Source organism: Cupriavidus necator, assembly GCF_013141915.1.
GTDB classification, from domain to species: Bacteria; Pseudomonadota; Gammaproteobacteria; order Burkholderiales; family Burkholderiaceae; genus Cupriavidus; species Cupriavidus necator_B.
In genome coordinates, this window is record NZ_SROX01000002.1 from 93,209 (window position 1) to 120,162 (window position 26,954).

The 26,954-nt window shown below is 68.9% G+C and carries 21 protein-coding genes and 1 pseudogene; 13 read left to right on the plus strand and 9 right to left on the minus strand.

The features are described from left to right. Positions 1-38: 38 nt before the first annotated feature. Positions 39-380, plus strand: a complete 342-nt coding sequence (locus E5S69_RS05395; protein WP_171514003.1) for a carboxymuconolactone decarboxylase family protein — start codon at positions 39-41, stop codon at positions 378-380. Positions 381-461: 81 nt separating this feature from the next. Here the strand turns inward: E5S69_RS05395 and gcvA are convergent, their stop codons facing one another. Then, a complete protein-coding gene (gene gcvA / locus E5S69_RS05400) occupies positions 462-1,379 on the minus strand; it encodes a transcriptional regulator GcvA (protein ID WP_171514440.1) in 918 nt (305 codons plus the stop codon). Between the two features lie 190 nt (positions 1,380-1,569). Further along, positions 1,570-2,529, minus strand: coding sequence for a hypothetical protein (locus tag E5S69_RS05405; RefSeq protein WP_236901233.1), 960 nt, complete (start codon positions 2,527-2,529; stop codon positions 1,570-1,572). A 348-nt stretch (positions 2,530-2,877) separates the two neighbouring features. On the opposite strand from E5S69_RS05405, the gene E5S69_RS05410 reads away from it, so the two are divergent. Both E5S69_RS05410 and E5S69_RS05415 read left to right on the plus strand, forming a co-directional pair. Then, complete coding sequence (locus tag E5S69_RS05410) at positions 2,878-3,306, plus strand: hypothetical protein (protein WP_171514004.1); 429 nt, start codon at positions 2,878-2,880, stop codon at positions 3,304-3,306. Positions 3,307-3,484: 178 nt separating this feature from the next. After that, positions 3,485-5,023 carry a transglycosylase SLT domain-containing protein gene (locus E5S69_RS05415; protein ID WP_171514005.1) on the plus strand — a complete coding sequence of 513 codons (1,539 nt, stop codon included), beginning with the start codon at positions 3,485-3,487 and terminating at the stop codon, positions 5,021-5,023. 77 nt (positions 5,024-5,100) lie between these two features. Here E5S69_RS05415 and E5S69_RS05420 read toward each other — a convergent pair whose 3' ends face one another. The 3 genes and pseudogenes from E5S69_RS05420 to E5S69_RS05430 all read right to left on the minus strand — a co-directional run bounded on the left by E5S69_RS05420 (position 5,101) and on the right by E5S69_RS05430 (position 6,793). Then, positions 5,101-5,388: an ArsR family transcriptional regulator gene (locus E5S69_RS05420; RefSeq protein WP_171514006.1), complete on the minus strand. Its 288-nt coding sequence runs from the start codon at positions 5,386-5,388 to the stop codon at positions 5,101-5,103. A 197-nt stretch (positions 5,389-5,585) separates the two neighbouring features. Further along, positions 5,586-5,960: a cupredoxin domain-containing protein gene (locus E5S69_RS05425; RefSeq protein WP_171514007.1), complete on the minus strand. Its 375-nt coding sequence runs from the start codon at positions 5,958-5,960 to the stop codon at positions 5,586-5,588. 12 nt (positions 5,961-5,972) lie between these two features. Next, positions 5,973-6,793, minus strand: a pseudogene (locus tag E5S69_RS05430) (metallophosphoesterase family protein). 21 nt (positions 6,794-6,814) lie between these two features. On the opposite strand from E5S69_RS05430, the gene E5S69_RS05435 reads away from it, so the two are divergent. Further along, positions 6,815-7,108, plus strand: a complete 294-nt coding sequence (locus E5S69_RS05435; protein ID WP_423766618.1) for an anti-sigma factor family protein — start codon at positions 6,815-6,817, stop codon at positions 7,106-7,108. A gap of 36 nt (positions 7,109-7,144) precedes the next feature. Here the strand turns inward: E5S69_RS05435 and E5S69_RS05440 are convergent, their stop codons facing one another. Together E5S69_RS05440 and E5S69_RS05445 are read right to left on the minus strand one after the other, a co-directional pair. After that, positions 7,145-9,403 (minus strand): xanthine dehydrogenase family protein molybdopterin-binding subunit, encoded by a 2,259-nt coding sequence (locus E5S69_RS05440; protein WP_171514008.1) that lies wholly within the window; start codon positions 9,401-9,403, stop codon positions 7,145-7,147. A 16-nt stretch (positions 9,404-9,419) separates the two neighbouring features. Beyond that, positions 9,420-9,884, minus strand: coding sequence for a (2Fe-2S)-binding protein (locus tag E5S69_RS05445; RefSeq protein ID WP_171514009.1), 465 nt, complete (start codon positions 9,882-9,884; stop codon positions 9,420-9,422). 331 nt (positions 9,885-10,215) lie between these two features. Here E5S69_RS05445 and E5S69_RS05450 point away from each other — a divergent pair, with 331 nt between their 5' ends. After that, positions 10,216-11,304, plus strand: a complete 1,089-nt coding sequence (locus tag E5S69_RS05450; RefSeq protein WP_171514442.1) for an acyltransferase family protein — start codon at positions 10,216-10,218, stop codon at positions 11,302-11,304. Positions 11,305-11,319: 15 nt separating this feature from the next. Here the strand turns inward: E5S69_RS05450 and E5S69_RS05455 are convergent, their stop codons facing one another. Together E5S69_RS05455 and E5S69_RS05460 are read right to left on the minus strand one after the other, a co-directional pair. Continuing rightward, entirely contained in the window at positions 11,320-12,207 is an 888-nt protein-coding gene (locus E5S69_RS05455; protein ID WP_171514010.1) for a c-type cytochrome, read from the minus strand. Positions 12,208-12,303: 96 nt separating this feature from the next. Then, positions 12,304-12,708, minus strand: coding sequence for a nuclear transport factor 2 family protein (locus E5S69_RS05460; RefSeq protein ID WP_171514011.1), 405 nt, complete (start codon positions 12,706-12,708; stop codon positions 12,304-12,306). Between the two features lie 365 nt (positions 12,709-13,073). Between E5S69_RS05460 and E5S69_RS05465 the strand changes: the two genes are divergently transcribed. The 8 genes from E5S69_RS05465 to E5S69_RS05500 all read left to right on the plus strand — a co-directional run bounded on the left by E5S69_RS05465 (position 13,074) and on the right by E5S69_RS05500 (position 26,898). Then, the gene (locus E5S69_RS05465) at positions 13,074-16,457 is read left to right on the plus strand and encodes a diguanylate cyclase (protein WP_171514012.1); all 3,384 of its coding nucleotides are present in this window, start codon (positions 13,074-13,076) and stop codon (positions 16,455-16,457) included. Between the two features lie 91 nt (positions 16,458-16,548). Next, positions 16,549-17,250 carry a histidine utilization repressor gene (hutC, locus tag E5S69_RS05470; protein WP_171514443.1) on the plus strand — a complete coding sequence of 234 codons (702 nt, stop codon included), beginning with the start codon at positions 16,549-16,551 and terminating at the stop codon, positions 17,248-17,250. Between the two features lie 173 nt (positions 17,251-17,423). Beyond that, entirely contained in the window at positions 17,424-19,109 is a 1,686-nt protein-coding gene (gene hutU, locus E5S69_RS05475) for a urocanate hydratase (protein WP_171514013.1), read from the plus strand. Between the two features lie 184 nt (positions 19,110-19,293). Next, on the plus strand, positions 19,294-20,619 hold the full coding sequence (locus E5S69_RS05480) for an MFS transporter (RefSeq protein WP_171514014.1): 1,326 nt from the start codon (positions 19,294-19,296) through the stop codon (positions 20,617-20,619). After that, complete coding sequence (gene hutG, locus E5S69_RS05485) at positions 20,616-21,599, plus strand: formimidoylglutamase (RefSeq protein WP_171514015.1); 984 nt, start codon at positions 20,616-20,618, stop codon at positions 21,597-21,599. The genes E5S69_RS05480 and hutG overlap by 4 nt, the downstream gene beginning before the upstream one ends. A gap of 566 nt (positions 21,600-22,165) precedes the next feature. Then, positions 22,166-23,476: a dicarboxylate/amino acid:cation symporter gene (locus E5S69_RS05490; protein WP_171514016.1), complete on the plus strand. Its 1,311-nt coding sequence runs from the start codon at positions 22,166-22,168 to the stop codon at positions 23,474-23,476. A 166-nt stretch (positions 23,477-23,642) separates the two neighbouring features. Then, positions 23,643-25,589 carry a sensor histidine kinase gene (locus E5S69_RS05495; protein ID WP_171514017.1) on the plus strand — a complete coding sequence of 649 codons (1,947 nt, stop codon included), beginning with the start codon at positions 23,643-23,645 and terminating at the stop codon, positions 25,587-25,589. Further along, positions 25,579-26,898, plus strand: coding sequence for a sigma-54-dependent transcriptional regulator (locus E5S69_RS05500; protein WP_171514018.1), 1,320 nt, complete (start codon positions 25,579-25,581; stop codon positions 26,896-26,898). Before E5S69_RS05495 ends, E5S69_RS05500 begins: the two co-directional genes overlap by 11 nt. Positions 26,899-26,954: the final 56 nt, after the last annotated feature.

Consider the following 26,954-nt stretch of genomic DNA (forward strand, 5'->3'; position numbering starts at 1 on the left):
TCTGGCGTCCGCCATCCAACCCAACCGGAACCACAGCAATGATGCAAGATTGGAATGCCTATCGCGACGCCCTTCTGGAACGCGTGGGCGAGTTCGCCCAACAGAGCCCCGATGTCATGCGCGGCTTGCAGACGATCGACAACGCAGCGGTCAAGACCGGCCATCTCGATCCCAAAATGCATGAGCTGATTGCGCTGGCCGTGGCGGTGACCACCCGGTGCGACGGCTGCATTTCGGTGCACACCAAAAAGGCCGTGGAGCATGGCGCCACGCTGGGCGAAATCTCGGAAGCCCTGGGCGTCGCGGTCGCGCTGAACGCGGGTGCTGCACTGACCTACTCGGCGCGCGTGCTGGAAGCCCACGCACAGCTGCCCAGGTAGTTCACAGCGCGCTCTGGCCCGACCCGCCACGGGTACGATCGGAGCGCGCATCACCAGTCACAGGCCGCCAAACCGGGGCCGTCACTTCGCGGCGGTCGCCGTTTCATCGAACAGCCAATCGCGAAACGCAACCAGTCTCGGCAGGCTTGCGCATTCCGGGCGATATACGACGTAGTAGGCCAGCGTGGAAAGGCATTCGATGTCCGGGAAAAGCCGAACCAGCCGGCCTGACGCCAGATCGTCCCTCGCCATGACGCTGCGGCCCAGCGCCACGCCATGGCCATCGATCGCCGCCTGCAAGACCGCCGCCGAATTATTGATCCTCATGCCGCGCTTGGCGCCGACCCCCTCGATGCCGGCTGCCTTGAGCCAGGCATCCCATGAGGCAAAGCCGGCATGGCTGGGGACCGAGAGGTCATGAATCAGCGTGACGCTGGCGAGATCGGCCGGCTTTCTGATCCGTTTGCCGCGGGCATATTCGGGCGAGCAGACGGGATAGATCTGTTCGTCCATCAGCTTCTCGGCGGTCACGTCCGGCCATTGCCCCGCGCCATAGCGAACGCCGATATCGATGCCATGGGCGGCGAAATCCAGCGGTTTGAGATTGGTGTCCAGCCGCACGTCGGTATCTGGCCACCGGGCGTGAAAGCGTTCGATGCGCGGGAGCAGCCATTTGGCGGCGAAAGCCGGACTGGTTGTCACCGTCAGGATGCCGTTCGCAGAGCCCTCCTTCAGCCGGTCCAGGCCGACGGCAAGCCGGTCAAAACCCGCGCGAATGTCGGGCAGCGCGCGTTCCGCCACTTCGGTCAGAACCAGGCGTGCGCGGCCCTTTGCCTGCCGATGGAACAGCGGGGTACCAAGCCAGTCTTCCAGGCTGCGCACAAGCTGGCCAATGGCTGCGGGCGTGACATTCAGTTCCGCTGCGGCGGCCGAAAAGCTCTGATGCCGGGCACTGGCTTCAAAGGCGCGCAGGGCATTGAGATAAACCGGGGACTTCATGGGGGGAAAGTTTTTCTTGACGTACGCGAAGGTTAGCACGGTCGCGGCCATGCTGATGCAGCGGCTTTCGTGGGGAATTTAACCGCCCTATTCTGTTTGCCTGGCCTGCTGCGGGAAGGAGAAACCGACAGATTTTCTTTCTCTCGCAAAGCCCGGTTCGAGCCGGCGTTTGCGAAACATTGAGGCGGCGCTAAAAACTTGCGGCGAGGCCAAACGACACGCCGGAGACGTTATTGCCGAAGACATAGCGCACCACCGCGCGGATGCGGGTCACAAAGACTTCGTGGGCACTGGTGTCGAGCTCGAGGCCGGTGCCTAGCGTGGTGAGGTAGTTGAACCCCAGCGCCCCCGCCTGGTTGCCGAAGTAATGCGAGTGCGACAGCTCCAGCACGTAGCGCACCGGCCGGTCGAGGGCACGCATCCCGGTCGGGGCCCGCCAGCGCGCATACAGGCTGGCGGTTTGCGCGGCGGACGAGGCCTCGACCCCGGACGAACCGCCGAAGCTGCGCAGGTAAATGTTGGTATAGCGCAGTTCCACGTCGATATCGCGGTTGTCGCGGTGGCTTTCCCATTCCAGCATCACCGATCCGCCCAGGCCATAGGCATTCATCGCGCCGTCGTCGAGGAAGGCGATGTCGCGGTCGGTCTTTTGCTCGACCGCGAACTGGGCGATGGACAGGTCGCTGGCGACGCGGCCCAGCGATGCGTTGAAGATCGGGCGGAACACCAGTTCCTTGCTGGGGATGAGGGGAAAGTCCCAGCCTATGCCGACCGTGCCCGCAAAGGTGTTCCACTTCGCGGGCAGCCGGCGCGATTCCTGCCCATTGCTGGCGACAAAGGCGGGATCGTAGCGGTTATAGGCAATCGAACCCTCCAGATAGAGCGGAAATGACTGGCTTAGCGTGAAGCCGCCGCCAAGCTGCCACAGGGTCAGGTCGGGATTGTCGGTACTGGCATTGCTGATCGAAAGCGAGCTGGAAGCCAGGTCCGGCACGACCGCAAACGACATCAACGTCAGCACCGCGTTGGACTGCTTCTGCACATTGGTGCCGACCACGCGGAACGCCGGCTCTGCCTGGGCCCGGGCGGGCGTTGGCGCGGCCGCCAGGCCCGCCAGCAGCATGAACACCAGGTGGCCTTGCGCTCGCATCGTCTACCCCGTCCGCTCTTATGCCATCACACGCTACGTTGCCACGATCACAAGCCTGCCCTCGGCTGCCAGTCCAGGCTTGCGTCGCAGCCATGGTGGCGGAAGTGCGGCAACGGCAGAAGTGAATCTTCTTTCCGGCGCGTTAAAGAATCTCGAAACGCGCATGCCTTGCCCGGGACGTTTGTAGGAGCAATTCCGGCGTCTCATCGGCGCATGCCTGACAGCGGGAACCCGTCCCGCTGCCTAGACTGGCCTTGTCGCCGCATGGCCTGTCCGGCAGGCGTGTGCGGCATACGTCGCGCCTGGCCCCAGTGGCCGGCGCTTCCGACCCTAACCTGGAGGTATTCCATGGATCCGAAACAGCCCGCTCGCCATACCCGAATCGCCAGCGTGATTGCCGCAGGCCTGGCAGGCCTCAGCTGTGCCGCGGCCATCGCACAAACCACCGCCACGCCCGCCACCCCCGCTACGCCGGCAACCCCTGCCGCGCAGGGCATGCCCGCCACGCCCGCCATGCCGGCCATGCCGGCCACCGCGGCCAGCCCCGCCGGCGGCCAGGGCGTCACGCCCGGCGTGACCCAGATCCAGCCGCCGAAGGACCCGCTGGTCGAGCGCCGCGAGGCACGCCAGAAGGCGGCAGCCGAGTACAAGGCGAAGAAGAAGGCGGCCAAGGGCGAATACAAGGATGAAGTCGGCGCTGCCAAGAAGGAACGCAAGGTCGAGAACAAGGCAGCGGATGCAACGGCCAAACAGGAACTGGCTGCACCGAAGCAATAACAGCAGAGGTTCGGAGGGTGGCGGGCGCGGTCCGCCGCCCTTGTTCTTTCCGCCCCCCACTCACCACGTTCATCCCTGCGGCCCCACCCGCATGCTGGTGGCTTGCAAGCGCGCCGATCACGCCTAGACTCGATGAGAGCCAGCTGCGTGTTCGTCTGCCCGGCTTGCCATCCGCGCCATGCCCGTTGTCCGCCCACATCATTGGTTTGCAAGCCTGTTGCTCTCCGGCCTGATGGGCGCACTCAGCCTGGGCAGTACGTTTGCCGTGGCGCAGCAGAAGCCGCCGCCGGCTTCGCCCCCCGCCTCCGCCGCAGCTGCATCGGGCGCGCAGAGCATGGCATTCCCCAAGGCCCGCGCCCTCGATCTGGCCAACCAGCCTCGTACCGGCGACTTCGATGCCATGCTCAAGCGCCGCGTCATTCGCGTGCTGGTACCGTACAGCCGCACGCTCTACTTCAGCGACAAAGGCCATGAGCGCGGGCTCACCGCAGAACTGGTGCGGGACTTCGAGCGGTACCTGAACAAGACTTACGCGGATCGCCTGGGCAAGCGCCCGCTTACAGTGATCATCATCCCCACCACGCGCGACCGCCTCCTGCCGGACCTGGCGGCGGGGCTGGGCGATATTGCCGCGGGCAACCTCACCGAGACCGAGGCGCGGCTGAAACTGGTGGACTTTGCAGCCCCGCGCGACCGCAAGCCGGTGCGCGAGCTGATCGTGACCGGCCCGAAATCCCCCGCCCTGAAGAGCCTCGACGACCTGGCGGGCAAGACCGTCCACGTGCGCCGCGCAAGCAGTTATTACGAAAGCCTGACTGCGCTGAACGACAGCCTGAACCGTGCCGGCAAGCCGCGGATGCAACTGGTGTTGCTGCCGGATGCCCTGGAAGACGAAGACGTGCTGGAGATGGTCAATGCGGGCTTGCTGCCGATCGTCGTGGTCGATGACTGGAAGGCGGCGATGTGGGCGCAGATACTGCCTGGCATCAAGGTGCGCCAGGACCTGGCGGTGCGCGAGGGCGGCTATGTCGGCTGGGCCTTCCGCAAGGACAGCCCGCAGTTGCGGCAGGTGATCGACAACTTCTATGTCAACCACGTCAAGAAGCACGGCGTGGCGGAATACCTGCTCAAGCAAACCATGCGCCGGATCAAGCAGATCAAGAACAACACCGGGGACGCCGAATACAAGCGCTTCCAGCAGACCGTTGCCTTCTTCGAGAAGTACGGCAAGGACTACCGCTTCGACCCGCTGATGCTCGCCGCACAGGGCTTCCAGGAGTCACAACTCAACCAGCAGGCGCGCAGCCGCGTGGGCGCCGTCGGCATCATGCAGATCATGCCCGCCACCGGCAAGGAACTGAACGTGGGCAATATCCGGATGATCGAATCCAATATCCACGCCGGCGCCAAGTACATGGACCGGCTGATGACGAAGTACTTCCCCGACGCGCATTTCTCGGAGTCCGACCGGCCGCTGTTCGCCTTCGCCAGCTACAACGCCGGGCCCGGCAATATCGCCAAGATGCGCAAGGAGGCTGCGGCGCGCGGGCTGGACCCCGACAAGTGGTTCAACAATGTCGAGATCGTGGTGGCTGAGAAGATCGGCATCGAAACCACCACCTACGTGCGCAACATCTACAAGTACTACGCGGCCTACCGGCTCATGCAGGACAGGGAGGCCGCGCGGGAGCGGGCACTGAAGGAAGTCCGGAAGTAGCCTGCCGCCGGCGCCCGCGCTGGCGGGACGGCGGTGGAACCGGGGCGCGCCAACCTGCGCCCGGCCATGCACAAGGATCAGTCGGCCAGGCCGCTGCTGTCGATATAGCCCAGCGCATCGCGCACCGCGCGCCGGGCCCTGAGCACATAGCAGACCTGGCGCTCGCGGATGGACAGTGCCACCACTTCAGCCTGCATCAGTTCCTGGAACATGTGTGCGGCACGCGGCAGGCTGAGCCCGACCAGTTGCGCCAGAGCAGCGGCGGGCAGCCCGTCCTCGCCGGCTTCCAGCAGCGCGCGGCAGATCGTGGCCCGCGCGGGTTCGGTCATCAGGGCAAGCGTCAGCGCGCTCTCTTGGGTCTCCATGGCCACACCTCGATCCTCTGGCGTTGTGCTGCGCCGCCCACCACGAGCGGCTGCCGGCCCTCTCCAGGTGCCGTTTCCCAACGTTCTACGCGGCTCGCAGGGCAAAGGCAATAGGGCCGCCCACGGGCTGCGCGATTACAACACCAGCGCTCACGCCCGCGGGCTCGCCGGCGATCCGACGATCCGACGGGCGGCGTCTACATGACCTCGATCATGCCGTTCATGGTCTCGTGCGCCGATCCGCAGAAGATGTCGCACAGGAAGCCATAGTTGCCGCTGCCGCGCGCCGTTGCCGGCAGACGCACGGTCGCGCCTGGCGGCACGTCGGCACGCACGCCGAAGTCCGGCACGCTGAAGCCCATGATCACGTCCTGTGCCGTCAGTTCGAATACGACCGACTCGCCGGCACGCAGCGGGATGTGATTCGGGGTAAAGACGAACTTGCGCGCGTGGACGCGAATGACGCGCGGCGCAGCCGCATCGCTCGGGCCGGTGCCGGCCAGCACGGCCGCCCCGAGGCCAAGCATCCAGGCCAGCGCCGTGCGCCGCCCGACCATCGATGACATTCTCATGGCCGGCTCCGGTCAGGTCGCGATCGGCTGTTCGGCCAGCGCGAACGCGCCGGACGCCGGTTTCGCTTCGATCTCGCGCCAGCCCAGTCCGCGATAGGGCTGTGCGGCATCCCAAGGCACCGGCTGGCGCTGCGGCTGCGAGCCCGGCGGCGGCAGGGGAAACATCAGCGAGCGTGCGGCGTGATGCGCAATGTGGCCGGTCATATGGTGATGCTCCTGATGGATGTGGCCGTAGAACACGGTTACGTTCGGATAGGGCAACAGCGTGTCGAGCACCTGCGCACCGTCGCGCGTGGCCCAGTCCCATTGCGGATACAGGTCGAACAGCGGGCGGTGCGTGAACACCACGGTGCGCGCGCCCTTGGGTTGCCGCGCCAGGTCCGCCGCCAGCCACGCGCGCTGCGCATCCCCGCCCCCCCCGCCGGATCGGACACGTTGTCGAGCACGACAAAGTGCACGCCTTTGTGATCGAAGGTGTAGTGCGTCGGCCCGAACAGCTCCTGGTAGGCCGCGCCCGCATCGAGGCTGGCGTCGTGCTCGCCCGGCATCAGGTGGATCGTGCTGACGCCCAGGCCGGCAATGACGGACTGGAACTCGCGCAGGCGCCGCCGCTCCTGCGGATCGTCGGTGGTGTGCGTGAGATCGCCGGTGAACATGATGAAGTCGGGCGGCTGCCGTAGCGCATTGACGGCGGCGACGGCCTTGGGCAGCGTGCCGCGCGCATCCGGATTGGCCGGCCCCTCGAAGCCCCAGTGTGCGTCCGACAGCTGCACAAAATAGAAGTCCTCATCGCGCCCGAAACCGTCAAACCGTGGTTCAACGGGCGGCTGGATTTCACGCCCCCGGTCCCTGACATGGCGGCAGAGGGCTTCGCGCTCGTGGGCGGACGGCTCGACTACCTCCACGGGCAGCGCGTGGCGGTGCTGGTCTATCGACGCAACCAGCATCCGATCGATGTCTTCGTGCCGCGCGGCGCGGGCGCGCGCAAGGCGGCCCCGGGTTTCCACAGCACCCTGACCCGGCAGGGCTACCAGATCACGCACTGGCAGGCAGGCGGCATGGACTACCGGGCCGTGACCGATGCCTCGGCCGCCGACCTGCAACGCTTCGGCAAGGCATGGCGCATGGCCAGCGGCGGCACGCCATAGCGCTCGCGCCGCCGCCGGTCATCCTGCCAGGCCCGTCTACGCCATCACGAACGGCAACTGCCGCTGGCGCTTGCCGGTCAGCGTGAACAGCGCGTTGGCCACCGCCGGCGCGATCGGCGGCACGCCCGGCTCGCCCAGGCCGGTGGGGTTCTCCTGCGAGGGCACGAAGAACACGTCCACCACCGGTGCATCGGTGATGCGCGGCGGCGGATAGTCCGGGAAGTTGCTGTTCTTCACGGCGCCGTTCTCGATCTCGATGGCAAACCCCGGCCTGGTCATGGCCAGCCCGAACACGCAGGCACCCTGGATCTGGGCCTCGGCGGACATCGGGTTGACCACGCGGTTGGCATGCACGCCGGCGGTGACGCGATGCACGCGCGGCTCGCCCTTCACCACCGAGACGTCGACCACATAGGCCACCACGGTGTTGAACGACTCGTGCACGGCCACGCCCCAGGCATGGCCCTTGGGCAGCTTGCGCTTGCCATAGCCCGATTTGTCCACCGCCAGCTGCAGCGCGGCGCGGTGGCGCGCGTGCTTCTTCTCGTCGAGCCGCGCCAGGCGGAATGCCACCGGATCCTGCTTTGCGGCGGCGGCCATCTCGTCGGCCAGCGTTTCCTTGACGAAGGCGGTGTGCGTATTGCCGACCGAGCGCCACCACAGCACCGGCACGTCCACCTGCGGGTGGTGCACCGACATCTGCAGCGGCAGGTCGTAGTCGTTCTCGACAATGCCCTCGGTCATGGTGGCGTCGACGCCGTTCTTGACCATGAACGGCTCGAACGGCGTGCCCTTCAGGATCGACTGGCCGACGATGGTGTGCTGCCAGCCCACCACCTTGCCCTGCGCGTCCAGGCCGATGCGGGCGCGGTGCAGGTGCAGCGGGCGGTAGTAGCCGCCACGGATATCGTCCTCGCGGCTCCAGACCACCTTGAGCGGCTCGGTGTGGCCCGCGGCGACCCAGGCTTTGAGCACGTTGGCCGCTTCGACGATGTAGTCAGAGGTCGGCACCGCGCGCCGGCCGAAGCCGCCACCGGCCATCATGGTGTTGAGCACCACCTTGTCCGCCGCCAGGCCCAGCGTGCGCGCCACCGCGGCCTGGTCGACGGTCTGGAACTGCGAGCCCACCCAGACCTTGACCGACTGCACCTTGCCGCCGGCCACCTCGGGCAGCAGCGTGCAGTTGAGCGGTTCCATCGGCGCGTGCGCCAGGTACGGGAAGCGGAAGTCGGCCTCGATCTTGCGCGGGGCACGCTGGATCGCCGCGTTGATATCGCCTTCGCCCGCGCGCGCCACCGTGCCGGGCTGGCCGGCCAGCCTGGCATATTCATCGAACAGGGCCTGCGACGAGACCTTCGAGCCCGCATCCTCCCACTGGACCTCGAGCGCATCGCGGCCCATCTTGGCCGGCCAGTAGCCGCCGGCAATCACGGCCACGCCGCTGCCGCCGCGGTCGACCGGCACCTGCAGCACGCCGCGCACGCCCGGCACCGCGCGGGCCTTGTCGGCGCTGAAGCTTTTCACCTTGCCGCCAAAGCGCGGCGGACGCGCCACCACGGCCACCACCATGCCTTTGAGCTGCGTGTCGATGCCGAACGGCGTGGTCGCCTCCATCTTGCCGCGCGCATCCAGCCGCGGCGTGGGCTTGCCGACAATGCGGAACTGCGCCGGATCCTTCAGCGTAACCTGCTGCGGCACCGGCATTTCCATCGCCGCCGGTGCCAGTTCGCCGAAGGTGGCGCGGTGGCTGCCGGACGTGACCACGCCCTGTTCGACCTTGCAGCTGGCGGGATCGACCTTCCATTGCTGCGCCGCGGCTGCGACCAGCATGGCGCGGGCGCGCGCGCCCAGTTCGCGGTACTGCTGGAACGAGTGGTTCAGCGCGGTCGAGCCGCCGGTCATCTGCATGCCGAAGCCGGGATCCTTGTACGGGTCGCCCGCCGGCGCCAGCGCCGCGCGCACGTTGCGCCAGTCGGCATCCAGTTCTTCGGCCAGCGCCATCGGCAGCGCGGTATGCACGCCCTGGCCGAATTCGAGCCGGTTCACGGCCACGGTCACGGTGTTGTCCGGCGCGATGACCAGGAACGCCTGCGGCGGCGACGGCGGCGCCTTGGGCTTGGCGCCCTCCTGTGCCTGCGCCAGCGGGGCCACGCCCAGCGCCAGCCCGCCGCCGGCGAGCCCGGTCAGCTTGAGGAAGCTGCGACGGTCCAGCGTTGCCACGCCGGCGCTCGGGCTCGCCTCGCCGCTATTGCCTGCCTGGCCGCCGGCCAGGGCTTCGATGCCTCGGATACGCATATCGGTTCGCTCCCGCTCAGGCCAGCGCACGGGCGGCGTCTTTGATCGCCGCGCGGATGCGCTGGTACGTGCCGCAGCGGCACAGGTTGCCGGCCATGGCCTGGTCGATGTCGGCGTCGGTAGGCCGCGGCTTGCTGCGCAGCAGGCCGACGGCGCTCATGACCTGGCCGTTCTGGCAGTAGCCGCACTGCGCGACATCGTGCTTGAGCCAGGCGTCCATCACGGCGCGCCCGACGCGGTCGGTGCCGATGCCTTCGATGGTGGTGATGCGCGCACCGGCCACCGCGGAGGCCGGCGTCACGCAGCTGCGCGTGGCCTGGCCGTTGATGTGGACGGTACAGGCACCGCACGCGGCCATGCCGCAGCCGAACTTGGTGCCGGTCATCTCGAGGTTGTCACGCAGCGCCCATAGCAGCGGCGTGGAAGGATCCACGTCGACTTCACGGGTCTTGCCGTTGACGTTGATGGAGAGGGTGGTCATTTGGGGGACACTCCTTGGGTACGTTGCCCGCTGGTCATTGCCTTTGCGCCGCAGCCTGGCGCAACGGGCCTGGCGCAACGGACAAGTGAGGATAGTGCAATTTGCGCCACCTTGCCGGGCGCTTTGCGCCCTACCGTGCCCGCCAGCGGCTTCTGCACGAACTTTGTGCAAGGCGCGGCTGTCCCTCATGGATTGCCTTGTTATCCGTTTCGATCCGATTCCTGCCGCTGAAACAGTGCCGTCGACTATTCCAGAACCTTCATTTCCCGCTGCCAGCACGGCTGCGGCCCCGAGCGCCGCCGCGCCCGGCACGGACGCGCCCACGGCCCGCCTGCGCGCGGCACAGTCGCCGGCGGTGGCGCGGCTTGACAGCATCCAGGCGCTGCGCGGGCTGGCCGCGGCCTTCGTGGTGCTCTACCACTCCGGGTTGACGCTCGGTGGCGCCAACGCGCCGGTGCTGAACTGGCTGACCCACAACGTCATCAAGCGCGGCCATGTCGGCGTGGACGTGTTCTTTGTCATCAGCGGCTTCATCATCGCCTGGGTCGCGGTGCTGGCCCGGCCGCGCCCGGAGCGCCCGCTCAGCTTCATGGTGCGGCGCATCTGCCGGCTGGCACCGCCGTACTGGACCATGTCGGCGATCCATGCGCTGCTGCTGAACCCGGTCACGCCGGCGGTGTTCGCCGCGTCGCTGGCATTCCTGCCGACGTCCACGGACCATGCCCCCTACTACGGCTATCCGGCGCTGTACGTGGGCTGGTCGCTCAACTATGAGCTGGCGTTCTACGCGGCCTTCGCGCTCGGCCTGCTGCTGGCCGGGCGGCGCGCGCTGCTGGTGGTGCTGGCGATCTTCGCGCTGTTCACGCTGGCGCTGCCGTGGTGGCGCTTCGGCACGCTGGTGGCCGATCCCGCACAGGGCTACGCGTTCGCGGCGCCATGGCTGGCCATGGCGAGCAATCCGCTGGTGCTCGAGTTCCTGCTGGGCTGCGGGCTGGCATGGGCCTACGCGCGCTGGCGCCACTTGCTGACGCCGGCGCTGGCGCTGGCGCTGCTGGCGGTCGGCGGCGCGGCGTTCGCGCTGTCGCTGCCGCTGGTCGGGCCGGATTTCAGCCTGGCCGGACGCGGCCTGCCCGCCGCGCTGCTGGTGGCCGGCGCGGTCGCGGCCGAACACACCGGCATGCTGCGCGTGCCGCGCGCGCTGATCTGGCTGGGCGAACTGTCCTACGCGCTGTACCTGACCCATCCCACCGTGATCGAAGCGGTCAAGCGCCTGATGCCCGAACTGGGCGCGGGCCAGACCGCCATGCAGCTGCTGCGCTTTGCCATCGATGCCGGCCTGGCGCTGGCGCTGGCCTGGCTGCTGCACCGCTGGGTCGAACTGCCGGGCATCGCGGCGGGCCGCCGGCTGGCACGCGGCTAGGCTGCCGCCGCCGCTTCAGCGTTGCGGCAAGCCGGCCAGGAACAGGTACAGCGCCGTCAGCTCGGTATCGTTCATGCGCCCGAAGGAATCGAACGGCATCACGCGACTGACCGCGGTGCCGTCGGGCCGCTTGCCGCTGCGCATCATCTCGATAAACGCCGCGGGCTGGCCGTAGCGCGCCAACGCGCCGCCGGGCACCGGGCGCAGGTCCGCCGCCGGCGGCCAGTCGGGCGGCGCCCCGGGGATCTTGCCGCCACGGTACGCGGGCCCGTGGCAGCCCACGCAGACACTGGCGACATAGGCGCCATAGCGGGCGGTCGGCTCGGGCACCATCGCCGGCTGCGCCGGCAGGCTGTGGTCGATCTTGGACGCCGCGTCCTTCACCACCCCCACGCCATACAGCGCGCGCACCAGCCATGGCATGGTGATCTCGGCGGGGGCGCCCATCGCGGCCGGCAGGCTGCGCAGGTAGCCGATCAGCGCGCCCAGGTCCTCATCGCTGAGCCGGTTGTAGTCTTCGCTGGGCATCACCAGCAGCGGGCGGTGCGAGGGCGCCACGCCATGGCGGATGCTGCGCACCCAATCGACCGGCTGGTAGGTGGCGATGGCCGGATTGGCGCGGGTCAGGTCCGGCGCGCGTACGCGCAGGCCGCCCGGGTCGTCGATCACCTGCTTGCCACCCCCGCCGGCGCCATGGCATTCCATGCAGCCGCGCGATTCGTACAGGTATTTGCCATGGGCGATGGCGGCGGGATCCTCGCGGATGGCAACGGGGGCGACCTGGACGTGCACAATGCGCTGCGCCTTGCGCTCGCCCACCCAAGCCGCGGCATACGCCGTCGCCGCCACGACGACAGCCGTGGCGGCGAGCCCCCATGCCACCCTCCGCAGTACCCGCGCCATTTGCCTTCCCCTGTCCGCACTGGATGCCCCAGCTTGCCGCCAGGGCACGGGGGGCTGTCGGTGGGAAAGGGCACATAGCGGCAGCGCCTGCGGGGCTCAGGCCAGCCCGGCCGGGGCGCGGTCGATGAAGCCGGTCATGCGCGCCAGCCGGCCATCGGCGCAGACGGTGGCAAAGTCGGTGCCGACCACCAGCGCCGCTTCGCCGGCGGGACCAAGTTCCCAGCTGAAGCGCAGGTGCTCGCCATGCGCATCGACCGGACTCACGCGGGTAAAGCGAAAACCCGGAAACTTCGCCTGCACCGCGGCGATCATCGCGTCGATGCCGGCATGGCCGTCGCCGCGCATCAGCGGATCGACATAGCTCGCCGATTCGGTCCACGCCGCCGCGATCAGTTCGCGCCGGCGCGCGGCATCGGTCTCGTTCCAGGCCGCGAGGTAGCGGTCGGCGAGCGTGGCGGCGTGTGCAACCTGCGGGGACTGGGCCGGGGTGGCAGCGGACATGGCATTCTCCTTGGGTAGGGTGGTCAAGCGCTTGGGTATGGCGTGAGGCCATGGCTGCATGATCGGTGCGTGGGCGCCGCAGCGCGATTACCGGGGAGGTTATCGGCGCGGAACGGGTGCTCACGGACCACCACGCTTGCCGCGATCGCCACCGCCCCTACCAAAAAATCGCCCCCAGCACCAGAGCCAAGTAACCCCCCAACCTGCCCCTGTCCTGCCGATGGCCATGCGCCTATCCTCGCTACATTGCCCATTACGCTGGGCGGCAGTACGTCCGGGTGTTTCGGGGGCCGTGCCGCCGGGCGCGCCGGTCAAGCCCCTTCCGTCCTGACCCCAACCGCATCGCCTTTGCACCGCTATCGTCCATGACGCCCGACACGGCCCCGCCAAGCCACCAGGCCGCCCCGGCCCCTTCCGCCCCGCCGCGCCGCTGGCTGGCCTTGCTGCTGGCCGGCGCCGGCTACTTCGTGCTGGCGGCGGCGGCGCTGTGGCTGGCGCGGCTGCCTGGGACCGTGGCCTCGGTCTGGCTGCCCAACGCGTTCGGGCTGGGCCTGCTGCTGCACCGGCCGCGCGCTGAAGGGCCGTGGCTGCTGGCTGGCATGCTGGTTGCCAGCGTCCTGGCCAACCACGGTGCCGGCGACAGCGTCGGCACCGCGCTGATGCTGACCGGCGCCAACCTGGCGGAGATGCTGTCCGCGCTGCTGCTGTTGCGCGTGCTGGACCGGCATGGCTTTTCCGGGCGCCAGGGACCGCTGGCGGCGTTCTCGGTGATGCTGGCGGTAGGTGGCATCCTGGCGCCGATGGTCGGCGCCACCGCCGGCGCGGCGGCCATCGCCGCGGTCGAGGGCAGCCGCTTCGCCCCGGTCTGGTGGACGTGGTGGCAGGCCAGCGCGCTGGGCATGGCGCTGCTGCTGCCGATGATGCTGTCGATGACGGCGGGTCGCGTGCGCGCCGCCGCCGCGCGGCAGATGCTGGCGCCGCAGGCCGGCGCGCTGGCGCTGAGCCTGGCCATCGGCGCCGTGGCGCAGTGGCAGGGACACGACCCGTTCGCCGCGATGTCGCTGCCGCTGGTGCTGCTGGCGCTGGCCGGCAATCCGTTCGCCACCGCGTTGCTGGCGCTGGTGGCCACGCTGTGCCTGCAGGCGCTGATGCTGCTTTCGCACCGCCATGAAGCGGTGCCGCTGTCGGCCGCGGTGATCATGGTGCTGCCGGTCTGCATCGCCTACCTGACCGAGCAGAACCGGCACGGCCGCGCCAGCCTGCGCAGCAGCGACAAGCGCTTTCGCCAGGCCATGGAGCATTCGGCGATCGGCATGGCGCTGGTCGACATGGACGGCCGCTGGCAGACCGTGAACCGCGCCATGACCGAGTTGCTAGGCTATAGCGCGGCCGAACTGCGCGAGCTGAGCTACCAGCAGCTGACCCATCCCGACGACCTCACCGGCGACCTGCGCCAGGTCGCCAACCTGTTGTCCGGCAAGGTCGAGGCGTACCGCCTGGAAAAGCGCTACCGGCACAAGGACGGCCACTACCGCTGGGTGCTGCTGGCGGTCTCGCTGGTGCGCGACGAGCAAAGCGGCGAGCCGCAGCACTTCATCACGCAGGTGGAAGACATCCACGCGCGCAAGCTGGCGCAGCAAGAGCTGGAACGGCTGTCGCGGCGCATCCAGCTGGCGGTGGAAGCCGGCGGTGTCGGCATCTGGGAATGGGACCTCGCCGGAGCCGACATTACCTGGGATGCGCGCATGCATGCGCTGCACGGCACCGATCCCGCCGCCGGCGCGCCGCTCGCGGAGCAATGGATCGCACTGGTGCATCCGGACGATGTCCCCCGCGTGCGCGGCGAAATGCGCCGCGCCATCCGCGACGAGGCGCCGTTCGACACCGAATACCGCATCGTGCGGCCCGGTGGCGAGGTACGCCATGTGCGCGCCATGGCGATGGTGACCCGCGGCGCCGACGGCACTGCCCATGCGCTGGTGGGCACCAACTGGGACATCACCGAGCAGCGCCGCCTGACTGATGCGCTGTTCGAGGAGAAGGAACGCCTGCATATCACGCTGCGCTCGATCGGCGATGCGGTGATCTGCACCGACGCCACTATGCAGGTGACCTTCATGAACCCGATCGCGGAACAGCTGACCGGCTGGACCATGGCCGGCGCCACCGGGCTGCCGCTGGAACGGGTCTTCCGCATCGTCGACGAGGCCAGCGGCGAGCCCATCCCGAGCCCGGTCGAAGCCTGCCTGCGCACGCTCACGCCGGCCTACCTGCAGGAAGGCGCCGTGCTGCACAGCCTGACCGGCGAACGCCACGACGTGCAGGACTCGGCCGCGCCGGTGCTGACCGCGCGCGGCGAGGTACTGGGCGCGGTGCTGGTGTTCCAGGACATCACCAACGCGCGCGCGCTGCAGCGGGAGCTGGCGCGCTCGGCCATGCATGACGCGCTGACCGGCCTGCCCAACCGCACCTGGTTCGAGAAGCGCCTGCGCGAGTCGTGCGAGGCGGCGCGGCTGCACGGCCATCGCGCGGCGCTGTGCTTTATCGACCTGGACCGCTTCAAGATCGTCAACGACACCGCCGGCCACGGCGCCGGCGACGTGCTGCTGCGCGAGCTCGGCTACCTGATCCGCAACCATGTGCGACCGGACGACGTGCTGGCGCGCCTGGGCGGCGACGAGTTCGCGCTGCTGCTCAAGGACTGCACCGTCGACCAGGCCGAGCAGGTCTGCCAGGGTGTGATCGACGCCATCCGCGGCCGCCGCTTCCCGTGGGAAGGACGCGTGTACGACGTCGGCGCCAGCATCGGCATCGCCGCGATCGACCTCGACGTGCCGCCGGTCAGCGAACTGATGAGCCGCGCCGACGTGGCTTGCTACGCGGCCAAGGCCGCGGGCCGCAGCCGGGTCTCGGTCTACCGCCGCGACGAGAGCGACGCGCGCCGCCACCACCGCGAGCTGGAAGTGGCCGCCGGTATCCACTCCGCGCTGGAGGCCAACCGCTTCCGCCTGTTCGCGCAGGAGATCCGCGCGCTGCAGCCGGAACAGAACGCGGACGGCAGCGCCCACCGCCATATCGAGATCCTGGTGCGCATGGTCGACGAGCACGGCGAGTTGATCCTGCCCGGCGCCTTCATTCCCGCCGCCGAGCGCTACGACCTGATGGGGCATGTCGACCGCTGGGTCATCCGCAACGTGCTGCGCGGCTACGGCGAGCGGCTGCGGGCGATACCGGGGCTGTCGGTATCGATCAACCTGTCGGCCAACTCGCTGGGCGAGCCGTTCCTGCTGCCGTTCCTGCATGCCGAGCTGGAGGCCAGCGCCCTGCCCGCCAGCCGCATCCGGCTGGAGATCACCGAAACCGCGCTGATCAACAACATGGCCGCGGCCAACCGCCTGGTGGCGGAGATGCGGCGCGCCGGCTGCACCGTGTCGCTCGATGACTTCGGCTCCGGCCTGTCTTCGTTCGCCTACCTGAAGCAGTTCCCGGTGGACTTCCTGAAGATCGACGGCAGCTTTATCCGGCAACTGGCCGACAACGCCGTCGACCGCGAGATCGTCAGTTCGATCAACGATATCGGGCATCGGCTGGGCGTGCGCACGGTGGCGGAGTGGGTGGAGGACGAACGCACCCTCGACGCGCTGCGCGCGATCGGCGTGGACTATGCGCAGGGCTATGCGATCGGGCGGCCGGTGGCGCTGGACGTGTTCCTGGCCGGATACGCGCAACGCAATGCGCAGGCCTCGTAGCCGGCGCCGCTGAGCGTGATACATTCGGCGCCTGTCGCATGGCCGCCTGGCCGAACCCAAGGGGAACCCGTTGTCGCTCGTGTCCGACCCGATGCCGGCGCCGCTCTATGCGCGCGTCAAGCAGCACATCAGCAGCCGGATTGCTGACGGCACCTGGCCGCCCCATCACCGCGTGCCGTCCGAGACCGAGCTGGTCGAGGCGCTCGGCGTAAGCCGCATGACCGTGCACCGCGCGCTGCGCGAACTGACCGCCGAGGGCATGCTGGTGCGGCTGCAAGGGGTTGGCACCTTTGTCGCTGAACCGAAGCGCCGGACCGCGCTGTATGCGGTCAACAATATTGCCGATGACATCGCCTCGCGCGGACACCGCCATCGCGCGCGCGTGGTCAGCCTGGCGGCGGAGCGCGCCGGTCCGGCGCAGGCCGCCGCGCTGGAGGTCGCGCTGGAAGCGCAGGTGTTCCATTCGGTGATCGTCCACTATGAGGACGACGTGGCGATCCAGCTGGAGGACCGCTATGTCAATGCCGTGGTCGCGCCGGACTACCTGGCGCAGGACTTCACCAGCGAAACCCCTTACCAGTACCTGTCCCGCATCGCCCCGCTGACCGAGGGCGAACACGTGGTCGAAGCCGTGCTGGCCCTGCCGGAAGAGTGCGAGCTGCTCGCCATCGCGCGCGGCGAGCCCTGCCTGCTGATCCGGCGCCGCACCTGGTCCGCCGGCCGCGTGGTGACGTCGGTGCGGCTCGTGCATCCCGGATCGCTGCATCGGCTGGAAGGCCGGTTTACCTCCTAGGCCGGGTGCCTCAACCCAAACTCCCTGCGCATTTGTAACGAAAGCGGCGCATTTCGTCGCCGTGTCGTACGGGATTACCCCGATTCATGCGGACTTGTATATACAGGAATATACATGCCTATGCGTTGACCGACAGCGCGCGTTCCAGACCCGCCAGACCGAAGGAGTTACCCGTGAGCCAGACCCCCACCCAACCCACGCGTTTCCGCGACACCGAAATCCGCGCGCCGCGCGGCACCGAGCTCACCGCCAGGAGCTGGCTGACCGAAGCCCCGCTGCGCATGCTGATGAACAACCTCGACCCCGAGGTGGCGGAAAACCCGAAGGAACTGGTGGTCTATGGTGGCATCGGGCGCGCCGCGCGCAACTGGGAATGCTATGACCGCATCGTCGAAGCCCTGACCCGGCTGGAGGACGACCAGACCCTGCTGGTGCAGTCGGGCAAGCCGGTCGGCGTGTTCCGCACCCACCGCGACGCGCCGCGGGTGCTGATCGCCAACTCCAACCTGGTGCCGCACTGGGCCAACTGGGAACACTTCAACGAACTCGACGCCAGGGGCCTGGCCATGTACGGCCAGATGACCGCCGGCAGCTGGATCTATATCGGCAGCCAGGGCATCGTGCAGGGCACGTATGAAACCTTCGTCGAAGCCGGCCGCCAGCACTATGGTGGCGACCTGAAGGGCCGCTGGGTGCTGACCGCCGGCCTGGGCGGCATGGGCGGCGCGCAGCCGCTGGCGGCGACGCTGGCCGGCGCCTGCTCGCTCAATATCGAATGCCAGCAGAGCCGCATCGATTTCCGCCTGAAGACGCGCTATGTCGACGAGCAGGCCACTGACCTGGACGACGCGCTGGCCCGCATCGACCGCTACACCGCGCAGGGCAAGGCGATCTCGATCGCGCTGTGCGCCAACGCCGCCGAAGTGCTGCCGGAACTGGTGCGCCGCGGCGTGCGCCCCGACATGGTCACCGACCAGACCAGCGCGCACGACCCGCTCAACGGCTACCTGCCCGCCGGCTGGAGCTGGGACCAATACCGCGAGCGCGCGCAGCGCGAGCCGGCCGTGGTGGTGAAGGCCGCCAAGGCATCCATGGCCGCGCATGTGCAAGCCATGCTGGATTTCCAGAAGCTGGGCGTGCCGACCTTCGACTACGGCAACAACATCCGCCAGATGGCCAAGGAAGAAGGCGTGGCCAACGCCTTTGACTTCCCCGGCTTCGTGCCCGCCTATATCCGCCCGCTGTTCTGCCGTGGCATCGGCCCGTTCCGCTGGGCCGCGCTGTCGGGAGATCCGCAGGACATCTACAAGACCGACGCCAAGGTCAAGGAACTGATCCCCGATGACGCGCACCTGCACCGCTGGCTCGACATGGCGCGCGAGCGCATCAGCTTCCAGGGCCTGCCGGCGCGCATCTGCTGGGTCGGCCTGGGCCTGCGCGCCAGGCTGGGCCTGGCGTTCAACGAGATGGTGCGCAGCGGCGAGCTGTCGGCGCCGGTCGTGATCGGCCGCGACCACCTGGACTCGGGCTCGGTGGCCAGCCCCAACCGCGAGACCGAAGCGATGCAGGACGGCTCGGACGCAGTCTCTGACTGGCCGCTGCTGAATGCGCTGCTGAACACCGCCAGCGGCGCCACCTGGGTCTCGCTGCACCACGGCGGCGGCGTGGGCATGGGTTTCTCGCAGCATTCCGGCGTGGTGATCGTGTGCGACGGCACCGATGAAGCCGCGGCGCGCATCGCTCGCGTCTTGCACAACGACCCGGCCACCGGCGTGATGCGCCATGCCGACGCCGGCTACCAGATCGCCGTCGACTGCGCGCGCGAGCAGGGCCTGGACCTGCCGATGCTGCGCGACTGATCGGCGCTCAAGAACCCAGTGTTTGCTCCCCTCTCCCGCTTGCGGGAGAGGGGCGGGGGAGAGGGCGGGCGTTCGCAATGACGACACGCCCTCCTCTTGGAGACGCCGGCCCTCTCCCCCGGCCCCTCTCCCACTGGCGTGGGAGAGGGGAGCAAGCCAACGCATTCCTACAGGAGACAATCGCATGCCATCCGATACCACTGCACCCGCCTACGATGGTGTTGGTGTCGCAGGCGCCCAGCCCGGCGCCCCCACCCCCGCGCTGTCGCGCACGCGCGCCATTGCCGCCATCACCATCGGCAACGGCCTCGAGTTCTACGATTTCGTGGTCTACAGCTTCTTTGCCACGCTGATCGGCCGGCTCTACTTCCCCGTCGACAACCCCACCGGCCAGCTGCTGATGTCGTTCGCCACCTTTGGCGTGGGCTTCCTGATGCGGCCGCTCGGCGGCCTGCTGATCGGCATGTATGCCGACCGCGCCGGGCGCAAGCCGGCGGTGGCGCTGACACTGTGGCTGATGGGGCTGAGCTCGCTGATCTTCGTGGTGACGCCGCCGTACGCGCAGATCGGCATCCTGGCCCCGATCATGGTGGTGGTCGCGCGGCTGGTGCAGGGCTTCGCCATTGGCGGCGAGATGGGCGCCTCGACCGCGCTGCTGCTGGAATACGCCGACGACCGCACGCGCGGCTTCTATACCGCCTGGCAGCCGTTCAGCCAGGGCCTGGCCGCGCTGCTGGGCGCGGTCACCGGCCTGCTGCTGAGCAACCTGCTGGCGCCGGCCGAGCTGGCGTCCTGGGGCTGGCGCCTGGCCTTCCTGATCGGCATCCTGGTAATCCCGGTCGGCCTGCTGATCCGCCGCCGCCTGGAAGAGACCGCCACGCCCGCGCACAGCGGCGAACACGCCGCGCAATGGCCGCTGCTGCGCCGGCATGCGCGCGAAATCTTTGCCTGCATCCTGCTGATGATCGGCCTGGCGTCTTCCACTTATATCGTCGTCTACTACCTCAGCAACTACGCCGTGAGCGTGCTGAAGATGCCGCTGTCGCTGGGCATCTGGGCGGGCTGCGTAGCCGCCGCGGTGCAGGTGGCACTGTCGCCGTTCGCGGGCTGGCTGGCTGACCGCGTTGGCCGCAAGACCGTGGTGCTGTGGTCGCGCGTGGCGCTGCTGGCGATGGTCTACCCGGCGTTCGTGCTGATCAATGCCGAGCCCTCGCTGGCGCGGCTGCTGGTGGTGGTGGCCTGCCTGTCGGTGCCGATGTCGATGACCGCGCCGGCATCGATGGTGCTGGTCAGCGAGGTGCTGCCCAAGCGCCTGCGCGCCACCGGCCTGTCGATCGCCTATTGCGTGGCCATCGCCATCTTCGGCGGCTTTGCGCAGTACTTCTCGACGCAGCTGATCCAGGCCACCGGCAATGTCAACGCTCCCGCGCTTTACGTGATCGGCTGCGGCCTGGTGTCGCTGCTGGGCTTGCTGATGGTGCCCGAAACGCTGGGGCGGCGGCTGCAATGAGCGACCTGGCAGACTTCGCGCCCGCCGCGGCCGCTGCGGCCGCCTCCGGCCACGATACGGCCTGGCGCGGGCGCCGCGATACCGGCGAGGCGGGCGACACCCGCCGCCTGTTCGATATCGTCGCCGGCCCGGCCACGCCGCGCACGCCCGGCGTGCCGGTGCTGCTGGGCTTCTGCGGCGACGCCGGCGTGGTGCGCAACCAGGGCCGGCCGGGCGCTGCCGGCGGCCCGCGCGAGCTGCGCCGCGCCCTGGCCGGCGTGCCGGCGCACGGCATCGGCCGCCTGATCGATGGCGGCGACATCCACTGCGAAGGCGATGCGCTGGAGTCCGCGCAGCAGCGGCTGGGCCAGGCCGTGGCCGCCGAACTGGCGGTGGGCGCCTGGCCGCTGGTGCTGGGCGGCGGGCATGAGGTGGCGTGGGGCACGTGGCAAGGGCTGCGCATGCACCTCGATGCGCGCGGCGACCGCGGCCGCGTGCTGATCGTCAACCTCGACGCGCATTTCGACCTGCGCGGCAGCCGCCCCGGCAGCTCCGGCACGCCCTTCGACCAGATCGCCGCCGACTGCCGGCAACGCGGCATGCCATTCGACTACGCCTGCCTGGGCGTCAGCCGGCTCGGCAACACCGCCGCGCTGTTTGCGCGCGCCCACGCGCTGGGCGTGCGCCATGTCGAGGACACCGACATGCAGGAGCGCCACCTCGACGCGCGGCTGGCCGAACTGGACCGCTGGGTCGCCGATGCCGACCACGTCTACCTGAGCATCGACCTTGACGTGCTGCCCGCCGCGGTCATGCCTGGCGTCTCGGCCCCGGCCGCCTATGGCGTGCCGCTGGCGGTAGTCGAGGCCATCGCCACGCTGCTGCGCGACAGCGGCAAGCTGCGCGTGGCCGATATTGCCGAGTTCAATCCGCGATACGACCGCGACGGCTGCGGCGCGCGCGTGGCCGCGCGCCTGTGTTACCGCCTGCTGGGCGGCTAGGGCTACCGTTTTCGGGTGCTCCAAGTCGCCGGACCTTGCCCAGGCAAGGTGTTCTCCAGCAAGGAACCACCTTAAGCGGGGCCTTCGGTTTTTTCCGGCGCCGTGGCTGTGTCCGGCCCCCCTCACCTCTCCACTTTCCGCCAAAAAACCGGGGGTTAACACCTAGAACGCCGTTCGGATTCCCGAACGGCGTTTTCGCGCTCCCATCCGGGTTCCCGAACCATGCGCCGGGATCACATCATTTTCTCCTTTTCTTTCAATAACTTGCGTCGCGCAAGCAAGGCCTTTCCGCTGGCACGGCGCGTGCAATATAGGCCGCCGCTCACAGCGCCAGACAGGTACGCCGGCACGCTCCAGCGTCCCGGCCGATGCCGAAAAAACAAAGGAGGACACACCCATGACCGACCCCGCCTTGCCCACCCCAGTCGCCATCCCGGCGCATCCCCGGCTCCTGTTGCCGCGCTGAACCCCGACACGGCCGGCCCGGCGCCCCGACGTCGCCCTGCCTCCTGCAATACACAGACGCCCGTCCCGGCCCCGGAACGGGCGCACAGGCCTGATCCACGATGAAACTGAATCGACTGCCCACCCTGATCTTCATTGCGATGCTGCTAGGCGTGCTGGCCGGCACCGCCGCGCACAACCTGGCGCCGGACGCCGCCACCGCCAAATCGATTGCGGACCACCTGTCCATCCTGACCGACGTGTTCCTGCGGATGATCAAGATGATCATCGGGCCGCTGGTGTTCGCCACGCTGGTGTCCGGCATTGCCAGCATGGGCGACGGCCGCGCCGTCGGCCGCATCGGCATGAAGGCGATGATGTGGTTCATCGGCGCCTCGATCACCTCGCTGCTGCTGGGCCTGTTGATGGCCAACCTGCTCGAGCCCGGCCACGGCATGAACCTGCCGCTGCCGCCGGCCGACGCCGCCTCGAACCTGAAGACCGGCGCGCTGAACCTGCGCGACTTCATCGCCCACATGTTCCCCAAGAGCTTTGTCGAGGCAATGGCGAACAACGAGATCCTGCAGATCGTGGTGTTCTCGCTGTTCTTCGGCTTCGCGCTGGGCACGATGAAGGACGGCGTCGGCAAGCCGGTGCTGCAGGGCATTGAAGGTTTGGGCCACGTGATGCTGAAGGTCACCAACTACGTGATGGCCTTTGCGCCGGTGGGCGTGTTCGGCGCGATCGCGGCCGTGATCACGGCGCAGGGCCTGGGCGTGCTGGTGGTGTACGCCAAGCTGCTGGGCAGCCTCTACCTGGCGCTGGCGCTGCTGTGGGTGGCGTTGATCGGCGGCGGCTACTGCTTCCTGGGCCGCGACGTGTTCCGCCTGCTCAAGGGCATGCGCGCGCCGCTGATGATCGGCTTCGCCACCGCCAGCAGCGAATCGGCCTATCCCAAGGTGATCGACCAGCTGACCCGCTTCGGCGTCAAGGAGCGCATCACCAACTTCGTGCTGCCGCTGGGCTACTCGTTCAACCTGGACGGCTCGATCATGTACACCTCGTTTGCCGCGCTGTTCGTGGCGCAGGTGTATGGCATCCAGCTGTCGCTGACCCAGCAGATCACCATGCTGCTGGTCCTGCTTGTCACCAGCAAGGGTATCGCCGGCGTGCCGCGCGCCTCGCTGGTGGTGGTCGCCGCCGTACTGCCGATGTTCGGCCTGCCCGAGGCCGGCATCCTGCTGGTACTGGGCATCGACCACGTACTCGACATGGGTCGCACCGTGACCAATGTGCTCGGCAACGCGATTGCCACCGCCGTCGTCGCCAAAAGCGAAGGCGCCATCGGCGCGCCGGTACCGTCCGAGGAGGATGAACCCGCCGCGGATACCACCACCGGCCTGGCACCTGCCCAGGTCCTCGCGGGCAAGTAACACCGTCCGCCAGGCGTGCCAGGGCCCGGTTGCCGATCAGGCAACCGGGCCTTTTTGCGTTCTGTGCGGCCGATACCCCCCGTTGGTGTGGTAAAAGTAGGCTCCCGCGCCAAGCTCAAGCCACTGCCGGCGCGGCGGCTTTGCCACCTGCCTCACCCAACACCTGATGACCGGCCCGTTCCACCCTCCCGGCGAGACCACCCGCGCCAACGCCGCAGCGTCCGCCGCGGCCAACGGCTCGCGCCTGCCCCACGGCCTGCGCGGCGCCGCGCCGCTGCTCGCGCTGCTGGCGCTGGCGGTGCTGGTGGGGCTGGCCGGCGCGCTCGGCTACCGCTACACCTACGACACCGCGCTGGCGCGCCAGGCCGAACGCGGCCAGGTGCAGCTACGGCTGTACACGCAGGCGCTGGAAAGCGAGCTGGCGCATTACGACTACGTGCCCGGCCTGCTGTCGCTGGACGAGCGCATCGCCGCGCTGCTGCTGCGCCCGGACGACGCATCGCGCGCCGCGCGCGCCAACGACTACCTGAGCGCGCTCAACACCCGCGCCGGCACGCGCGTGATCTACGTGCTGGACGCGCACGGCAAGGTGCTGGCCACCAGCAACTGGCAGCGCCCGGACAGCTACCTTGGCGAAGACCTGAGCTTCCGCCCGTATTTCCGCGCGGCCATGGATGGCCAGCTCGGCCGCTTCTACGGCGTCGGCACCACCCGCAGCGAATCGGGCTACTACCTGTCGGCGCCGCTGGGCGAGCGCGACAACCCGGTGGGCGTGGCGGTGGTCAAGATCGGCCTGGAGCCGCTGGAAAACCGCTGGCAGGGCGCCGACAGCCAGATGCTGCTGAGCGACGAGAACGGCGTGGTGATCCTGGCCTCGGACCCGTCGTGGAAGCTGGCCGCGCTGCGCCCGCTGTCGACCGAGGCGCGCGAGCGCCTGGCACGCAGCCTGCAGTACAACCGCGCCCCGCTGCCGCAGCTGCCGCTGGCCCTGGTGCGCAAGCTGGACAATGGCAACGGCAGCAGCAGCGACGAGCTGGTGCGCCCGCGCCGCGGCCCGCCGATGCTGGCCCAGCATGCCGCGCTGCCCGGCACCGACTGGCAGCTGACGCTGCTGACCAATACCTCGCAGGCGCGCGTGGCCGCGCTCAACACGGCGGCGCTGGCCGGCGTGCTGACCGCCTTCGTGCTGCTGCTGGGCGCCGCCTGGAACGTGCGCCGGCGCATCATCAATGAACGCCTGGCGGCGCGCGCGGCGCTGGAGGCGGCCAATAGCGAGCTGGAGCGCAAGGTGGCCGAGCGCACCGCCGACCTGTCCACCACCAACCAGCGCCTGCAGGCCGAGGTTGCCGAACGCATCCGCGCCGAGACCGTGTTGCGCCAGGCCCAGGACGGGCTGCTGCAGGCCGGCAAGCTGGCCGCCGTGGGGCAGATGTCGACCGGCATCGCGCATGAGCTGAACCAGCCGCTGGCGGCGCTGCGCACGATCTCCGGCAATACCGGCAAGTTCCTCGAGCGCGGCGACTACGCCACGGTGCGCGCCAACCTCGACACCATCATCAGCCTGGTCGAGCGCATGGGCCGCATCACCGGCGCGCTCAAGTCGTTCGCGCGCAAGCCCGGCAATGGCGCGCGCCAGGCCCGGCTGGCCGAGGCGGTCGACAACGCGCTGTTCCTGCTGCAGACCCGCGTGGACGCGGTGCAGCCAGCGCTGCAGCGCGATGTCGCTCCGTCCCTGGCGGTGGTGTGCGACCCCAACCGGCTGGAACAGGTGCTGGTCAACCTGCTCGGCAACGCGCTCGACGCCGTGGCCGGCAGGCCCGGCCCGCGCATCGCGCTGCATGCGCACGTGGCCGCCGGCATGGTCCACCTGACCGTGCGCGACAACGGCGCCGGCCTGTCCGAACAGGCCTTCTCGCGGCTGTTCGAACCGTTCTTCACCACCAAGCCCGCCGGCCAGGGGCTGGGGCTGGGCCTGACGCTGTCGGCCGGCATCCTCAACGAGAACGGCGGCAGCCTGTCCGCCACCAACCATCCGGACGGCGGTGCCTGCTTCACGCTGGTGCTGCCGCTGGCGCCGGAAGCGAATTCACAGGATGCTGAACATGCCGGCTGATCTGACCGTGCTGGTCGTCGAAGACGATGCCGACGTGCGCCTGGGCTGTGAGCAGGCGCTGCGCCTGGAGGGCATTGCCACGCGCGGCGTGGGCAGCGCCGAGGCCGCGCTGCGCGAGGCCGGCCCGGGCTACGCCGGCGTGGTGGTCAGCGACATCCGCCTGCCCGGCCAGGACGGCATGGCGCTGCTGGCGCAATTGCGCGCGCGCGATCCCGCCCTGCCGGTGATCATGATCACCGGGCACGGCGACGTGGGGCTGGCGGTGCAGGCGATGAAGCAAGGCGCCTACGACTTCCTGGAAAAACCGTTCTCGCCCGAGCAGCTGGTCGATGCCACCCGCCGCGCGCTGGAACAGCGCCGGCTCGCGCTCGAAGTATCAGAACTGCGCGAACGGCTGGCCGGCCGCGAGAAACTGGAAACCCGCCTGATCGGCCATTCGCCCGCCGTCGAGCGGCTGCGGCGGCTGATCGCGGACCTGGCCGGCACCGACGCCAACGTGCTGATCCACGGCGAGACCGGCACCGGCAAGGAGCTGGTCGCGCGCTGCCTGCACGAGGCCAGCCAGCGCCATGCGCGCAATTTTGTCGCGATCAACTGCGGCGGCCTGCCCGAGCAGCTGTTCGAAAGCGAGATTTTCGGCCACGAGGCCGGTTCCTTCACCGGCGCTGCGCGCCGCCGCATCGGCAAGATCGAGCATGCGGAAGGCGGCACGCTGTTTCTCGACGAGATCGAGAGCATGCCGATGCCGCTGCAGATCAAGCTGCTGCGGGTGCTGCAGGAACGCGTGGTGGAACGCCTCGGATCGAACCAGCCGGTGCCGGTCAACGCCCGCGTGGTAGCCGCCACCAAGGCAGACCTGCGCGCGCAGTCCGATGCCGGCCAGTTCCGCGCGGACCTGTACTACCGCCTCAACGTGATCACGCTGGAACTGCCGCCGCTGCGCGAGCGGCGCGAGGACGTGCCGGCATTGTTCGAGCATTTCGTCGCGCAGGCCGCGTTGCGCTTCGGACGCGACGCGGTGCCGGCCACGCCGGCCGAACTGTCCGCGCTGGTGGCCTACCCATGGCCGGGCAATGTGCGCGAGTTGCGCAACCTGGCCGAGCGCCACGTGCTGGGGCTGGGCTGCAACCCTGGCCACGGCGCCACCGCACCCGAGGCCATGCCGCTGGCGCAAGCCGTCGAGCAGTTCGAGCGCGCGCTGATTGCCGACGCCATGCGCCGCCACGACGGCAACCTCAGCCGCGCCAGCGAAGCGCTGGGGGTGGCCAAGACTACGCTGTTCGACAAGGTGCGCAAGTACGGATTGTGAAGCGCCCGCTGAATTCAGCACGCGGCCGACATCGCGCCGTTGGGAACCATGACGAG

What these genes read in the sequence shown, in the direction of transcription:
- E5S69_RS05395 (WP_171514003.1), top strand. Translation starts at nt 39, where the DNA reads ATGATGCAAGATTGGAATGCCTATCGCGACGCCCTTCTGGAACGCGTG.
- gcvA (WP_171514440.1), bottom strand. Translation starts at nt 1,379, where the DNA reads ATGAAGTCCCCGGTTTATCTCAATGCCCTGCGCGCCTTTGAAGCCAGT.
- E5S69_RS05405 (WP_236901233.1), bottom strand. Translation starts at nt 2,529, where the DNA reads ATGCGAGCGCAAGGCCACCTGGTGTTCATGCTGCTGGCGGGCCTGGCG.
- E5S69_RS05410 (WP_171514004.1), top strand. Translation starts at nt 2,878, where the DNA reads ATGGATCCGAAACAGCCCGCTCGCCATACCCGAATCGCCAGCGTGATT.
- E5S69_RS05415 (WP_171514005.1), top strand. Translation starts at nt 3,485, where the DNA reads ATGCCCGTTGTCCGCCCACATCATTGGTTTGCAAGCCTGTTGCTCTCC.
- E5S69_RS05420 (WP_171514006.1), bottom strand. Translation starts at nt 5,388, where the DNA reads ATGGAGACCCAAGAGAGCGCGCTGACGCTTGCCCTGATGACCGAACCC.
- E5S69_RS05425 (WP_171514007.1), bottom strand. Translation starts at nt 5,960, where the DNA reads ATGAGAATGTCATCGATGGTCGGGCGGCGCACGGCGCTGGCCTGGATG.
- E5S69_RS05435 (WP_423766618.1), top strand. Translation starts at nt 6,815, where the DNA reads ATGGCGGCAGAGGGCTTCGCGCTCGTGGGCGGACGGCTCGACTACCTC.
- E5S69_RS05440 (WP_171514008.1), bottom strand. Translation starts at nt 9,403, where the DNA reads ATGCGTATCCGAGGCATCGAAGCCCTGGCCGGCGGCCAGGCAGGCAAT.
- E5S69_RS05445 (WP_171514009.1), bottom strand. Translation starts at nt 9,884, where the DNA reads ATGACCACCCTCTCCATCAACGTCAACGGCAAGACCCGTGAAGTCGAC.
- E5S69_RS05455 (WP_171514010.1), bottom strand. Translation starts at nt 12,207, where the DNA reads ATGGCGCGGGTACTGCGGAGGGTGGCATGGGGGCTCGCCGCCACGGCT.
- E5S69_RS05460 (WP_171514011.1), bottom strand. Translation starts at nt 12,708, where the DNA reads ATGTCCGCTGCCACCCCGGCCCAGTCCCCGCAGGTTGCACACGCCGCC.
- E5S69_RS05465 (WP_171514012.1), top strand. Translation starts at nt 13,074, where the DNA reads ATGACGCCCGACACGGCCCCGCCAAGCCACCAGGCCGCCCCGGCCCCT.
- hutC (WP_171514443.1), top strand. Translation starts at nt 16,549, where the DNA reads ATGCCGGCGCCGCTCTATGCGCGCGTCAAGCAGCACATCAGCAGCCGG.
- E5S69_RS05480 (WP_171514014.1), top strand. Translation starts at nt 19,294, where the DNA reads ATGCCATCCGATACCACTGCACCCGCCTACGATGGTGTTGGTGTCGCA.
- hutG (WP_171514015.1), top strand. Translation starts at nt 20,616, where the DNA reads ATGAGCGACCTGGCAGACTTCGCGCCCGCCGCGGCCGCTGCGGCCGCC.
- E5S69_RS05490 (WP_171514016.1), top strand. Translation starts at nt 22,166, where the DNA reads ATGAAACTGAATCGACTGCCCACCCTGATCTTCATTGCGATGCTGCTA.
- E5S69_RS05495 (WP_171514017.1), top strand. Translation starts at nt 23,643, where the DNA reads ATGACCGGCCCGTTCCACCCTCCCGGCGAGACCACCCGCGCCAACGCC.
- E5S69_RS05500 (WP_171514018.1), top strand. Translation starts at nt 25,579, where the DNA reads ATGCCGGCTGATCTGACCGTGCTGGTCGTCGAAGACGATGCCGACGTG.